We start from the raw sequence: 14,376 nt of genomic DNA on the forward strand, positions 1-14,376 counted from the left end.
TCTTCTATCCGAGTCGCTTGGGCCTGGGCGTTGACGACCTCAGCGCTACGGCGGGGTCCGTCACTGACGAGGGGGATGCCCTCGGAGTTTTCATCGAGCTGGCGAAGTTCTTCGTCCGTGAATTCCAGCGGAGGTTCCCAGACATCCGAGGTGAGACCTTCAGCCGTGTCGACGTTGCCTCTTAGTTCTTCGTCTAATTCAGTGGGCGACGCGGCTCCCTCCGTCGCAAGGTACGACAGAACCGCGATGGAGGAACTCGGAAGAAACCGTTGCCACCCGCTCTGGACGTAGACGAGGGTAAAGAGTGTCCAGGTGTCTCTCATTCCGAAAGAGTAGCTGCCCAGTTCCGGTTCGGGAACTTTCCGATCCTCTTTGCCCTCTGCTCGAGTCGGTAGGGGCGAGCGTAATGCGCCGCCACACCAGGTCCCCTAAAGGTGGATTCCTGACTCGTCCGAGAGCTCGACCCAGAGCCCACGGTCACCAGTGTCATTCCGCACGGCTAAGACCGGCGCCAAAACGTCAGCGTCGGCGAAGGTCATCAGGTCAAGGCCGGTCAGGCCGGCGATATCCATAATGGGCACTTGATATGTGCGGTACGGGCCAAGTGGGGGAGGAGTGCCAGCGATGAGCGCTTGTGAGCGAAGAGCGTCGAGATCAAGATCGGCCAGCTGCGGCCTTTGATCCAAGACGAACCCAGCGGCTTGAAGAACAGTGGCAGCATCAACCGTTGTCGTCCACGCCGCGACCTTCCAGAAAAGTTGAGGGATCCTGACACCGCGATACACCGGATCTTCTTCGAAGAGCACGGGTGCGGTGAAGACGCTGATGCGGTTCTTGTTGGTGTGTGCGTAGGTGAGGACGTGATCTTCGAGGCCGAGCCAAAGCTCTTTCGATTGGTTGAACGCCCCGGCTTGCGGGGCGGCATTGGTGTAGGCGAAGGTATCAGCGTTGGCCTGCTGGGCGGTTGCGGCGTCGCCCCAGACCGGGTCTCGACGCCGCACCATGTGCCCGCGGTCCAGGTCGTTCTTCGCGTAGACGGCCTCCCCAGTCTGTTCATTGTTGGGGATGCGGGGGTCGAGGTGCCAGTCATCACCGCGGTCGACGTCGATGAGTTGGCCGCCGTTGATGCTGACACCGGTGGCGATAGCAAGGCGCCGGACGGGATCCAGAAGGACGGTGAAGTGTGTGCAGGGCAGTTCGCGAGTGATGGTTCCCGCGAACGGTGCGGGAAGCTGCAGCGGCAAGTCGAGGAAATTGTCGTCGTACCCAGTAGGAGAGAATATCGCAGCGTCCATGCCCACAGATAAGCAGCCGCAATCGACATGTGAGCGACGACAAGGTGTCGCATAACTAACGATGAATGCCGAAAACCACTCTGGAGGTTGTGCGACCTAGTTATAAGACTCGGCCCGTCGCTAGATCCAGGCGATTTCAGAACAAGCCCACATCACGGCTTTGAGACCTCCTATATCTCTAGGGTTACGAGACACCCGACACTTGGGTGGATTCAGCTATGGCGCACCCAACGCGATTCCGTAGCGGGCGGGATTCATCGGGCTCTCCCGACTAAGCGGCCGAGTTGCGGCGGACTAGTACTGGGCTACGTCCGCCAATCGTTATGGACAATTCTGTGATGCGACCGTACCTATTTGAGTTTGAGCTTTGGTTTGAACTTAGGTTCTCGGACGGGGCAGGCATCTTCGCCAAGCGAATAGCGGAATTTAGATACAGAAACGCCAGCACTGCCGTGAGGACGACGTTAATGGTCGTGTCGCGGATTGGCGTGCTTCCCAGTGACTGCACTGACTCGTCAACCCCGAGAGTCGCAGTTATGGCGAGGAACAATATTGAGGCCAGAAACAGCGTAGAGATGATGCCGAGCACCCGACTGAGCAGCGGTCGGGCGGTCATTTTCCACCAAGGCCGACGGGGCGCGACCGGTTCGCCTCGGCCGCGGAACAATCTCGCGCCAACGATGACGCTTGCGAGCGTGATCGCCGTACTTAGCAGGCTGCTGACCAGCGCGGGTGCGTTCAATGCGACGGGGAGGCCTTGGGCTGGGATTCCGACTAGCCCTGCTCCGATGACGTAGAGGAGCTTGAAGTACCATTTGGTGATCCGGATATCAAGAATTCGCTGCATTGCATCCCTCGCTACCCGAGTGTCTTCGGCCAAGACTGCTGGACACGTTGTCGCCGGTTTCGAGACCAAATACTTCGTGGGAGCGAGCATGATCGCCGAGGTCCGACCAGAATATCCTCGCTGACCTGTCACCAGCGCCACCGGTTCCGCTTCCCAATCGCTCCGGGGCCTGAGCGCTGATGGCGGGTGAGACGCCTCGTATCCCTAGGGTTTCGAGACACTCAGCTCTGCCCACAGGTCGCTTGGCCCCGTAGGGACAAGCCCTTCCGCCCAACGTTACGATTGCACTGTTTCGACAGCACAAGTTTGTGCTACATTTGCAGCACAATCTCACGCCTATCGCGAGCGATTCAATTTTCTGGGGGTCTAGATGAACTTTCTCTTTCTCTTCGTGAACGCCATTCAAGATGTTCTGCCTCTTGAAGTGGCCATCACTTTCGGCCTGGTCTTGTTCGCGTTGTCCTGGGTTCGTCCGCGGCGGATCGTGTCGCTCCCGCACACAGGGCAACGCGCGTCAACTCTTGCGGGGGCGGGAGTGGCCGGCTCCTTGCTGGTAGTCGTTGTCGCGACGACGGTCAGCGCCATCGCCGTATCTGCGCAGGACGCTTCGGGGTTCGATGGATGGTGGCGTCGTCCAGCACCACTATTCGCCGCGACGCTGGTGGTAGCCGCTGCAGCAGTAGCGCTGAGACGTGTGCCACTTCCTGCGCCTGGTGAGCGGACGATTGTCCCACGCCGCCCGTGGCACGCATTTGCGTCTCGAACCTTGCTCTGGATCTCCGGAATCACGGCCGCAGTGCTCGCGCTGACCGCAGGCTGGCAGATTGCCATCGCGACGACCGCGCCCGTGGACGGACCATTCTTCGGACACGTTCCCGACTACACCAAACTTCCGATCTATATGAGCTTCAACAGCGGGTACGGATATTTGTCCGGTGCTGGGTGGCCAAATCACCTCGCCACGCTGCTGGCGCTTGCGCTGGCCGCCGCAGTGTTTTTCGCCGCGCTGCGCGCTGATGCCAACCGGCCCGTGTTTGCCCGAGCAACCGCGGCGAGCGTGCGCTCGGAACGAGAGCTGACCGCTCAGCTGTTCACCTTAATCCTGATCGGTGGCCTCATCACCACCCTCGGCGCCGTGTGGATGCACACCGGTTCCGCCGGGCAGGCTTTGGTTGGCTTAGACGATCAGCGGGTTTCGGGCACTCAGTCCAGTCCAAGCATCCTTATCGCAGGCGGCTACGACGCATTCGCCCGGCCGATGAACCTGCTGGGGTACGCGCTCCAGGCTGGCGGGGTCGCATTCTTACTCCGACTTTCCGTCGACAGTGTCCGCGCTGTAGTTGAGACACGTCGCGCCCGCCGCGCAGAGACCGCACACGAGGTAGTGGCCACTGGACCACGCCGATGACCGGGACAACGCCGAGTTCGGCGGACGAAATCGACGCGCTCTTCCGCGGCGCCATCCGCTCTGGACAACTCGGAGACGGCGAACGTCTACCGACTGTGCGACAAACCGCACGAGACTTCGGGGTCGCGCAAGCCACTGCAGCAAAGGCCTACAAGTCGCTGGAACGCGACGGACTTATAGTCGCCCGTACCGCTGCGGGCACTCGGGTAGCGCCCGGCGCATCACCGGCGCCGCAGGCCGTCATAGAGCACGCCCGCGCTCTGGCCGAAGCAAGCGAAGGCGCGCTCGTCACCCTAGAAGACACCATCGCTATCGTCCGTGCCGTCTGGTGCACCGAGGCGACGCGCTTGGAGATGTGACATGCCAGTTGTGTGAAGTGTCTCGCAACTTGGGTGCCTCACAACCCATGGGATACGCGACATAGGGATGCGTTCTGGGCGGGACGAGCCGCGCGTGAGACGCCTCGTATCCCTAGAGATACGAGACATGAAGGGACCCCGGCAGGGCCTGAGGGCGAAACGGCCTTGGGCGAGTTGAAGTGGACTCACCAGGGCTTGGTCGGGACCACTAGCCTCGGGGCATGGTCAGCACTCGGCGTGAGAGCAGCAATAGCAACAGTGACACCCGCGTCGCGTTGATACTTCCGGGTGCCGGATACACTTCGCAGGCCCCCTTGCTCTACTGGCCAATACTGGCTCTCGTTGAAGCCGGCTGGGATGTGTGGAGCGTCGACTGGCATGCGGATGTTGACGATGCGGCGCGCCAAAACATGCAGGGCTTTGTCGAGTCAGCGCTGGCTACGGCGGAAGGGGCGTTGCCCGCACCGCCCAAGTTGGTAGTTGCAAAGTCGTTAGGAGCCTATGCCCTTCCCCATTTCGCGCAGCAGGACGTTCGCGCCGTATGGCTTACGCCGATCCTCACCGATCCTGTCGTCGCCGACGCATTGGCTCGGGTCAATCCTGGACGGCACCTCGCTATCGGAGGTACGGCCGACCCCTCTTGGCGCCCCGACCTTATCGGCACCACATCTGCCCGCCTCGTCGAGGTCGAAGCGGCCAATCACAGCCTCGTACTGAAGTCGAAGCCGTGGCGGGATTCAGCGGAATCTCAACTCGCGATCATTGACCAGATTGTCACCCATTTGCTTAGCTAAGGAACTTCTTGCGAATACGTGAGGTGTCTCGCAACCTAGTTGGCTCATAACCCATTGGTTACGAGACTGGAGACCGATCTGTCTGCCATCCGGAGCTTGTGGATGACATCACCCGTTCCCGCTGCAATCATTGCCCCATGAGCGAGGTGAGTGTCCGTCCGATGACGGAGTTGGAGTTCGACAGGTGGCAGAGGGCGATTGCCGAGGAATTCGCGGCCGAACAGGTCGCCGCCGGGCGTTGGGCGGCGGAAGGGTCAATTCGTCGTGCGTTGGAGTCCAACTCCGAACTTCTTCCGCGAGGACTTAGCACGCCGAGAATGCTGTTATTCTCCGGAATCGACTCCGACGGTGAGGCATTTGGTCGGGCGTGGGTCGGCCTGGATCACCCTCGTGGCGCCCCGGGCATGGCGTTCTTGTACGACATCGAGGTTCTGGAGCAGCGCCGTGGCTGTGGCCTTGGGCGCGCTTTGCTCTCAGCCGTCGAGGACGCTGTGATGGATGCCGGCGTATCCGCATTGGAGCTGAACGTATTCGGGCGCAATCTCCGAGCAGTGACGCTCTATGACTCGGCGGGGTATGTCGTATCAACACAGCAGATGCAGAAGCACCTTCACAGGTGATGTCCGTGCGCCCCTCCCCGCAACTCGGCTGATCTCACTGTTTCGTAACCTGCCTGCCTCATATCCCATGGGGTACGAGACACCGAAGACCGTCTGTTCGAGCAACGAGCATCAGGTGACTTGTCGCGTATCTGGACCCGTCTCGAATCCGTAGGGATACGAGACGGTACGCCAACGAGATTGACCTTCCCCGCGAGACACTGCGTCGTCGGGCTTCGTGTCGAGGGAGTGGAACGTGCTTCGATCCGTTTCGGCGCCCGCGACCCACCCCTGCGGCCAAGCAACTGCCGTTTGACGGCAGGCTCGCCCAAACCAGCAGACCACGAACATTGGGACCGCCTGGCTGTTCCCGGGAACCCTCGCAGGCCACCACCTCAGTCCGGGATCGATGCCAACTACCTATCTCTGGAACGTCAGCAGATGCAGGCCATACTCAATGCAAATCACTGAGCCGGACGCTCCCGTGTCCACGTTTCCGCAACCACAATTGCATCAGTTGACCATTCAACATCGAGCGCGGTCGTGAGGTAGTCGATCAGCCCACCCTCGCCATCGGGACGAGGCCCATCAACGCATGGGTCGTCCATTATGAGATCACTGTTCGCGTCATAAAGATCGCGGGGTAGTTCGAGTACATACTCCGTGAGAGCCCCACTTGTCGGGTCCTGAAGTGGAGTGACGAAGACCCATTCTCCTTGGTCCGGGCCTCGCCCGATCTGCCCGACAATGCCAATCCGAGGCCACTCAGCGAATGGTGGAACCCGCACATCGATCGGATAACTCGGAACCACTACTTTGCGCCGCCACCACCAGACCATGCTCGAGGCTAACAGCCAGCCCAAAACCCCGGGCAGCGCCTTCGTAGCCCCTGGCTTAGGACCCGTTGCGATATGTCCGGTCCCCGCCACTCCCCCTACCAAGCAAGAGCGGAGAATGCTACTGGCAGCGATATGGCCCCCATGGATTGCGAGACAACGGCTTTGCCCAAGAGGCGAGTCCACCTCTAAATTCTTGGCTCCTGTAACCTTTTTGATCCTGCCGGACAATACAGGGTATGGGGAACAACGATCGCGATGATAACGGGCTGTGGTCGCGCAGCCTCGCGGGTGAGGGCGAGGCCTTCGGTGTGCTTTACGATCGTCACCGCGACCGGGTCTTCCGGCACGCCTACCGATTGTCGGGAAACCGCCATGACGCCGAGGACATCCTTTCGGCGGCCTTTCTTGAGTTGTGGCGCCGCCGCAGCAAAGTGAGATTGGTAGAGGACAATGTTCTCCCTTGGCTACTGGTCACGACCTTTAACGTCGCCCGCAATCGCCGGCGGGGCGCGTTTCGCTACTCCAAGCTTCTCGTTTCCCTCCCCAGGGGCGAAGTCGTCGATATGGACAAGAACGACGCCTCGTATGCGGAGGACGCCGCTGACACGGGTGCGGCGATTGCTCTCAGGAGCTTGAGCCCCACGGACATGCGCCTAGTCAGTTTGGTCGTCTTTGAGGAATACTCTCTCGCCGCTGCTGCGGCCATCCTCCACATCACACCCGGTGCGGCGAAAACTCGGATGCATCGCGCACGTCGGCGAATGAGAGCAGCAATCGCCGAAGGGGCCAATCCCAACTCAGGCGCGATAGCGGAAGGAACTTTGTCATGAATCATCTTCACGTCGATAACACGTTTAGCGACGCCCTCAGGGCGAAATTTGTGAACCAAGTCCAGTCCACCGCTCCTGTCCAGCGACGCAGGCAAACACTGCTGTGGTCGGCGGCCGCGGTTGTTGTCGGCGCGGGCCTCCTCGGGGGCGTGGCTGCAGCAGCGGGCGGCCTGCTCATCCTGCCCGGGAGCCAGCCAGCCAGTTACGAAGACTTCGCACAGTCGTCCTACCAGGTCGTCGACACCCTTGAGGCTTTCGGCGGTCGCACCGTCGATTACGACCCGTTGGATTCCCCGCAGGATTTGGCCGCGGCCAGCCAAGTGGTTGTGGAGGCGACGGTCGTGGGGTTGCGGGAGGGACGAACGATCTTGGGCGTCGACTCCACGGTCCTCGTCCTGCTCCCCGACGACGTTGTCAAAGGAGAGCTCGCAGCTGGCAATGACGGCAATGTGTACCTCGAGCTTTACTGGGCGGGCAGTTCGGATCCCTCGTACTACGCAAAAGCCTTACCTTCTGGAGCCAAAGTTGTTGCGTACATGGTTCCCGCCGCCGACGGCGCGCCCGAAGAAGGGATTGATACCGTAGTCGACGACCCGAAAGCCGGTCGCCCCGATGGACAAGCGTTGTTCCTCCCGTACGGGCCACAAGGGTTGGTAATGCAAGTCGAAGGCCACGACGTCGTCTGGCCCCTCCTCGGTGCCCTTGCGCCCGGGAACATTGCCGACACCCTTCCAGGAGGAAGCCTGATCGCGAAATAATCGAGTGGGAGCTCGCCCTGAGGGACGCAAACGACGGTGAGGTGTCTCGTTACCTACGTGCCTCATATCGCATGAGATACGAGACGCGATGAGCGGCGAATGAGACGTCTCGAATCCCTAGGGATACGAGACAGCGCTAGGGGTGAGGACGCCGGGCGGGAAAATTGGGCTGCGTCAGCCGATGAGTGTCGACCATGCGACATCGATCACGCAGAGACCATCGTCGGTTTCGCGGTAAAAGACGTAGCCGGCATGCTTGTCACCCGGAGTCGCCCCCTCGGGAAGACCCTCCAGGTTGATATTCCACTGCGGATCGAGTGGTACTTGTTCATCCCAGTAGTCGGCAAAGAACCGTTCCGGCTCGCCTGCGGAGCGGCCTTCCCAATCTTTCGCCGTGCCGAGGTCGGCTTCGGCGTCTTCGCAGACGAGATCGGATGTTTCGCCAGAAGCGAGGTCTTTGGTGAGGTTCTCGGTAGTTTGGATAACCTGAGCGCCGTCGTTCCCCCAAATTAGCGCGTCTACGGAGCACCCGCTCAAGACCACTGCGCACATAGCTGCGACTCCGGCAAGAGCGAGGGCGAGGGCGAGGCGAGGCTTCATGCCCGGAGGCTACAAGATGGCACTTAGTCGCCTCACTTGAAGCGGAGTTCCTAGAGCCCGCGTGATTCCTTAAATGTGCCCACTCCGCGTTCCCTTCACGGCATTCGCGGTGTTGCCAACCCGCCATATATAGCTGGGATAGACCGATGCTCAAGCGAACCGCCATGACCGTCCGGCGGGTCTCAGAACCTACGTGTGTCGAAACCCATGGGTAACGAGACGTGGGAGATCACCCGTTCAGGCGACGAGCGCCAGGTGACTTGTCTCGCATCTGGACCTGTCTCGTATCGGCAGGGATATGTGACGTCTCGCTGCAGGACGCCGTGCCTGTAGGTACCCGGTTCTCTCAACAACCGGGTTGAATGGGCACCATGACTATGACGTCGTTTCACGGGAGGACGTGGTGCTTCGCGTGTGGCTAGGGGGGAGAAGAGTTTTGGGGCCACCAAGGGCGTGTGGCGCGGATCAACGCTGGCCCCTGGGCGGGGCGGTACGTCTCTATTTATCCCGAGTACGTGGGCGACTGGTGGGGAATGGTTATTGCCCCGACACCAACTCCCGGATCCCCTGGCAATTTGTATATCGACGATGGAAGCTATCTCGAAGAGCGGGCGAGTGACTGGCAGTTCGAGTGGATACCGCGCGGTTCCGACGAAGAGGCATTGGAGCGGCAGTTTTTCGGGTGGCGTCCTCTTTGGGAACCCAATCGAAAAAGGCTCCGATGGAAGATCTGGCCCTAGTCAGGGGGCAGATTGCGCTCGAACATTCCGTCCCGAAAGCAATGCCCTGGTCACTTTGGACGAGTTGATGAGCTCGCTTCGTCCCTGAGTGGCTGCCTGATGTGTGTCTCGCAACCAAGCTGCCTCATATCCCATGCGATACGAGACACACCAGATCGCTCCCATGCACGCTACGAGCAGAAGGTGACTTGTCTCGCATCTGGACCTGTCTCGCATCCGTAGGGTTTCGAGACATCTATCGTGTTTCTAGGCCCGGCCCTTGGCACTTCCGCAGGACGGGAGATGCCGGCGCCCGGATTTGAACATTCAGGACTTCCCGTCGTGCCGAGGACCAATTGGGACCCTGTAAAGCGCTTCTTTCATTTCTTCCGTTGAGAGGTTGTGGTGGCGGACATTTCGAAGGTTCAGTTGGAGGCGGTTGTTCCGGTGCGCTGTTGTGAGTTCGAGATCGAGCGCCGGGTGACCCCTGTACCCGTCACTGACCTGTCCCACAGCGGCGGATTTGATGTCCGAGGAAGCCAAAGTCAGAGTCGGTCCCTCTGCACCGGACTCCCAAAAGGTGATGTCGGCCGGCCCGAAGCGGACACCAACAGTGGGTATTGATAGATATGCCGACCCGTGTAGTCGCCAGCCGAGCTTGCCCAGCTGGCTCCTGACCGACGGATAAACGAAAGCTATGAAGTGCGCAGCGTCAGGATCGTCCAGAGTCATCAGGGCCCACGTCCGGCTCGACTTCCTACGACGCAGCCAGGCGAGTACCGCCATGAAAGTGAACGAAGCTATCAAGACGGTCATTCCACCACTCATCCAGAGCAAGAGCGCGTTTGATGCACGGGAAAATCGCCAAACAGCAACCCACCCAAGCAGCACCCCAATCAAAACGATCGGTACCACTACTGGCCAGTTGACTTTCTTCATTTGGTCATCCTCCCGCAAATGTGTATGCCCGACGTTGCCGACGTGATTATGGTCAACTCTGATGGCGTCGCTGTCGGATCTGGCGCTGACGGTCGATACGGCGACTGCTGCCAAAGACCGCCCGGTTGTTTGAGTGTCATGAATGCCCCGCCTTGGGGCCCTGGCCCGACGTTGACTCATCTCTCATTCGACGCCGGCACTTGCGCCCAGAGAACGCGTCCCATGGCACGAGAGAGCCACTGTTGCCTAACCCACAAGCCTCAGAACCCATGAGATTCGAGACAGGGAGATCACGCTTCCGTCGCCGGACTTCGGCGGCCTGCCAGGTTCAGCTGCATGCGCACGGTGAATCGAATAGCGACAGCTACCCGCTTGTCTTGGCCCTGGCAGGCTGCACGCAACTCCCGAACCTGGATGAGGGCGCCGTGACCTACGATGCGAGTTCGGGCGCGGGGAACGCGGCTGCGCTATCGGGCGTCCTGGTCTTCGAGAATGGATGCGTCCGGTTCGAAAACGGTACTATCCCTCTCTTCCAGGAAGACGAAACCTCGTGGGACGGAGAGGTCTTAGTCCTGAACGGGGTCGCGTACCAGATGGGCGACACAATCGATGTTGGTGGCGGCCAAACGAGTCGTGACGTCTCGACCGCTGACGTGCCGGACCGTTGTATGGACGGACCGCTCTGGGTGGTAGCCCCGAGCCAGTGAGAACACGCGAGAGTCGTAGGCTCAGGCTTCACGTAGCCGCCGTGGCGCGATCATCCAAGCGATCGCTTGTAGTCGGGGCGAGGGCTGTCTCGTAACCTAACTGCCTCATAGCCAATGGGATCCGAGACGTTGGCATTCACCCTTGGGCTATGCGGCATCCGCGTGAGTTGTCCCGTGTCTCTGCGGCTACGAGGCTTCAGAAACGATGCTGGAGCCGTCCGGGATTGCTATCTTCTTTATTCGCATATTGGACCATCACATCCGTCGAATCGCCGTCTCGGACCACCACTCGGTGCACGAACTCGCCGCGGTCAGGAGCCGAGGAAATCCCTACAGAGGCCTTGCTCGAGAGTGGCGGCCTCAATGGTCTCTATGAGTGCAGCGCAAATGCGGAGGCATTCTTGTACCCGTGAATGTAGAAGGCTTCCACACCCCTGTAGCGCGCCGTCGCTCTCGAAACCGTTTAAGAATGCGAGCCTTCTTCGCAGCGCGCTGCTGTAATGAAGCGGAGGTTGGTCGATAGGTCGCGCGAAAGGAGCGCTGGGCGCATGGATAGGGGCGTCTGGGGCGACCGCTTGGGCGGCGAGCAGTGCGAACGCTATGGTTTCCTGGCGGGCTCCCTAAGTTCGAGTTTCGTGGGCTAAGCCGCACTGGCCCTCCATCTTCAGGGTCTAGTAAGAAAGGGGAGCCACAATCAGTAAGCCATCGTCCCCGGGTAAAGGACTAAGAAACTCGTTCTTCGTCTTCGTCGTACTGTTTTCAATCTTCATAGCTGGCCGAATTTTTACGATTGTCGATCGCGCCGACAAGCTAGATGAGTCGCAGAACGCGATTGCGTTCGTCTATTCCGTTGCGATTATCGCGGGACTCGCCCTCTTGATCTCTTTGGGGATGATCCTCTACGGCACGCGCCTTAATCGAAGACTGCGCGAGCTCTCGGAAGTGCAACCCAACAGTCTCGTGCTCAACGTCGACAAGAGGCATGAAACAGGCCTTTGGGAAGCGCTGCTGCAGCTCGGTGCGCCTAGATCGGAAAAGGCATCTATTCTCGCGATTGTCGCTAACGATCGCGGCTTAGAAGTCTATTCGGGACATCGACCATTGAAGCTGCTCGTGCAAATTCCGTGGCAAAACGTGACGTCAGTAGAAAAAGGAGAGTTCGCATTGGGTGTCCGGTCGATTCCGAGAATCGATATACAGGTAAGCACACCAGAAGGCGACCTCCAGCTTCCGATCGTGCCAAACCAATCAGGATGGGGGATCTTCAACTTTTCGAGCCGCGACCGGATCGTGGAATTGGTTCGACTGGTGGCTGAGTTGCGGAGCCGACAGACGCAACAGACGTGACGGGGATCTGAGCAGTAGAAACCGCTGAGAGAACGAGCGCTGGGTGCATGCTCAGTAATCTCCTGTGTGCCAGGACGTGGCAGAGGCCTGAGATGTCTCGTAACCGGCGTGTCTCGTATCCCATGGGTTACGTGACATTTGAGAGGGCACCGGCGACCCTAATTGCTGGGAGCGAGATGTTTCGTATCCATAGGGAGACCTGACAGGAGCCACCTCGTTGACGCAGGGTCGCTTTGCTTGGTGGAACGATAGAAATCGATGTTGTCCTCGCCACAAGCTGCTGGTCGCTGACTGACTGGCACAATTCTGATGTCGTGTCCGCACACCTACTCTTTCCCCATGAGCGAAATACAGCGGCCGACAGAGTGGGACGAACTTGTTCTCGCCACCATCGGCAAAGCTATTACCCTCGCAGGTGCCGATGATGTGACGGACGTCACCTTCGAATATAAGGAAGACGCTGCGGCATGGATGACGTCGGTTGAACCACATCGTCCTGGTGCAGCATCCATCTACGTAATTGCAGAGGGAGAAAATGAACTTAATCTCACGGTCGGACAGACTTGGCTAGAAGTATGGGGGGTGGACGATCCCGTCGAGTGGGTACGCGAGATGACCGATGCTGTCGTCGCGGGCAGTTTAGAAGAAGCAGGAAGCTCGCGCATAAGGATTCACTCGCGCATTGGCGTGCTTGGCGGCGGCGATGCGCTGATGCTCCCATGGCGATGGCATCGAAATCGGACCTATGCGCCCTATCTGCAACCTTGACCCAGACATAAGGATCGCTTTTCCGGGCCGCCGGGGTGGCGCATGAGGTTTTCAGGTATTCCATCGAACGCCAGCAGTGACCGCAAAAACTCTCACACGCAAGATCCTGCACAGAGGTGCCCTCGGGGATTCCGCTCTATTGCGTAGAGAGCCTCGTAACCGTGGTGTCTCATATGCCATGGGATACGAGACGCCGGCGATCACCTGTTCACGCGCCGAGCGGCCAGGTGGCCTGACTCGTATCTGGACCTGTCTCGCATCCGTAGGGATACGAGACACTGCACGGTGTGAATGGCGCCCGCTTGCATGAGCCACCCGGTGTATATGATCAAGGCCACAACGAATCTTTCGTCGGTATCCCGCAAGCGTTTAGCCCAGAGGAGCGCAGATGCCCGAGCACTCGGGAAACGACCAAGACGCAGCCAAGCTTCCATCTTTGGAGAAGGCCCAACGCATAGTTCAATCGTTAACAGGCGCTCTCTCCATGGTGCTCCTGTTTACGATGACGTTTCCGATTCCTATGGCTGTCAACTGTGTCGTCCTCGTAGGTCTGGTCTGGGCGAGCCTTGTCCTAGATCGTCGCATTAGGGAACGTGGAGGCAAGGGCGGCATCTACGTCTGATCGGTGTAGTTGGTCTCGCAACCAAGGGTGCCTCATAACCTGTGGGATTCGGGACACTCCAGATCGCTCCTGTGCACGCCACGAGCAGAAGGTGACTCGTCTCGTATCCAGACCTGTCTCGCATCCGTAGGGTTTCGAGACAATGTCTCGATAAATCGGGCTTAGTCTCATTCTGGCTTTGGATACCGGCTACGGCTGCGCCGGCCCGGTGGGATACGAGGCGTAGGAGATGGCCTGTTCATGCGACGAGCGGCAGTTGACTTGTCTCGAATGTGGACCTGTCTCGCATTTGTAGGGTATTGAGACGGGATCACCGGACCAAGGGAGTGATAGTTTTCGGCCATGGTTACTGCGGTCTACTTCTATGCCGATGCTCACGACACCGCGGAATTGCTTGACTTCTTTCGCTACGGTGACGAGGTGTCGTTGCATCCTTGGCCACTGGTACGGGAGCCGGCACTGAGCTACACACCGGAGGAAGCGGTACACGATGGGACGGTCATGGTGCGATCGAACCGGTTCAGCGCACCCGTCATTCTTCGTGACGGCGATTCCGCCTTCACCGCTCCTGCTCGCGCTGCAGTGTCCAACCAGATCAATCGAGAGCGTCTGAACCCGAGCGCTGAGAATGGATGGCTGGTCGATTCCAACCTGTCGCCCGTCTTGCTATGGAATCCAGGTCAAAGCACCTCAACAGAGCTGCGCACCAGCTCGATCGGTTCACAGGCGGATTCAATGCGGTCGGTGTCCGCTGACTACGAGCGGTGGGTCAATCGAGTGATGAGTTGGATACGACGCCGGGGCACAGCCGTGTGGGGGCTGGACCGGTCCAACGTGCGCCCAGACCTGGACATTGATCTCGAATTCCTAAACTCGGTCTACGCACTGCCGAGCGCGCTGAGGCGTCTCGAAGAAGGTGCCGCAGGACGCTGAAAGGTCCAGGCG

The 14,376-nt window shown here is 59.5% G+C and carries 13 protein-coding genes; 9 read left to right on the plus strand and 4 right to left on the minus strand.

The window, feature by feature from the left end:
• Nucleotides 1–323, minus strand: a 323-nt coding sequence (locus C3B61_RS19880; RefSeq protein WP_208858799.1) for a hypothetical protein, incomplete at its 3' end; no start/stop codon positions are given.
• Nucleotides 324–428: 105 nt separating this feature from the next.
• Nucleotides 429–1,295 carry a DNA/RNA non-specific endonuclease gene (locus C3B61_RS09725; protein ID WP_103460435.1) on the minus strand — a complete coding sequence of 289 codons (867 nt, stop codon included), beginning with the start codon at nt 1,293–1,295 and terminating at the stop codon, nt 429–431.
• Between the two features lie 1,217 nt (nt 1,296–2,512).
• Between C3B61_RS09725 and C3B61_RS19440 the strand changes: the two genes are divergently transcribed.
• The 6 genes from C3B61_RS19440 (at nt 2,513) to C3B61_RS09760 (ending at nt 7,729) form a co-directional block, all read left to right on the plus strand.
• Nucleotides 2,513–3,550: a hypothetical protein gene (locus C3B61_RS19440; RefSeq protein ID WP_133160260.1), complete on the plus strand. Its 1,038-nt coding sequence runs from the start codon at nt 2,513–2,515 to the stop codon at nt 3,548–3,550.
• On the plus strand, nt 3,547–3,909 hold the full coding sequence (locus C3B61_RS09740) for a GntR family transcriptional regulator (RefSeq protein WP_103460438.1): 363 nt from the start codon (nt 3,547–3,549) through the stop codon (nt 3,907–3,909). The genes C3B61_RS19440 and C3B61_RS09740 overlap by 4 nt, the downstream gene beginning before the upstream one ends.
• Nucleotides 3,910–4,130: 221 nt before the next feature.
• Nucleotides 4,131–4,703 carry a hypothetical protein gene (locus C3B61_RS09745; RefSeq protein WP_133160261.1) on the plus strand — a complete coding sequence of 191 codons (573 nt, stop codon included), beginning with the start codon at nt 4,131–4,133 and terminating at the stop codon, nt 4,701–4,703.
• A gap of 137 nt (nt 4,704–4,840) precedes the next feature.
• Nucleotides 4,841–5,323 (plus strand): GNAT family N-acetyltransferase, encoded by a 483-nt coding sequence (locus C3B61_RS09750; protein ID WP_103460440.1) that lies wholly within the window; start codon nt 4,841–4,843, stop codon nt 5,321–5,323.
• Between the two features lie 1,054 nt (nt 5,324–6,377).
• Nucleotides 6,378–6,971: an RNA polymerase sigma factor gene (locus tag C3B61_RS09755; RefSeq protein WP_103460441.1), complete on the plus strand. Its 594-nt coding sequence runs from the start codon at nt 6,378–6,380 to the stop codon at nt 6,969–6,971.
• Nucleotides 6,968–7,729, plus strand: coding sequence for a hypothetical protein (locus C3B61_RS09760; protein WP_103460442.1), 762 nt, complete (start codon nt 6,968–6,970; stop codon nt 7,727–7,729). The genes C3B61_RS09755 and C3B61_RS09760 overlap by 4 nt, the downstream gene beginning before the upstream one ends.
• Before the next feature lie 174 nt (nt 7,730–7,903).
• Here the strand turns inward: C3B61_RS09760 and C3B61_RS09765 are convergent, their stop codons facing one another.
• Together C3B61_RS09765 and C3B61_RS09770 are read right to left on the minus strand one after the other, a co-directional pair.
• Complete coding sequence (locus C3B61_RS09765; protein ID WP_244285904.1) at nt 7,904–8,329, minus strand: hypothetical protein; 426 nt, start codon at nt 8,327–8,329, stop codon at nt 7,904–7,906.
• A gap of 1,046 nt (nt 8,330–9,375) precedes the next feature.
• A complete protein-coding gene (locus C3B61_RS09770) occupies nt 9,376–9,987 on the minus strand; it encodes a hypothetical protein (RefSeq protein WP_133160262.1) in 612 nt (203 codons plus the stop codon).
• 1,598 nt (nt 9,988–11,585) lie between these two features.
• Here C3B61_RS09770 and C3B61_RS19445 point away from each other — a divergent pair.
• From C3B61_RS19445 to C3B61_RS19455, 3 genes are all read left to right on the plus strand, one after another.
• Complete coding sequence (locus tag C3B61_RS19445; protein WP_133160263.1) at nt 11,586–12,041, plus strand: hypothetical protein; 456 nt, start codon at nt 11,586–11,588, stop codon at nt 12,039–12,041.
• 339 nt (nt 12,042–12,380) lie between these two features.
• Nucleotides 12,381–12,809, plus strand: coding sequence for a hypothetical protein (locus C3B61_RS19450; protein WP_133160264.1), 429 nt, complete (start codon nt 12,381–12,383; stop codon nt 12,807–12,809).
• Between the two features lie 964 nt (nt 12,810–13,773).
• A complete protein-coding gene (locus tag C3B61_RS19455; protein WP_133160265.1) occupies nt 13,774–14,364 on the plus strand; it encodes a hypothetical protein in 591 nt (196 codons plus the stop codon).
• The last annotated feature ends 12 nt before the right edge of the window (nt 14,365–14,376 follow it).

It is taken from the genome of Cryobacterium zongtaii (genome assembly GCF_002909375.1).
Lineage (GTDB): Bacteria > Actinomycetota > Actinomycetes > Actinomycetales > Microbacteriaceae > Cryobacterium > Cryobacterium zongtaii.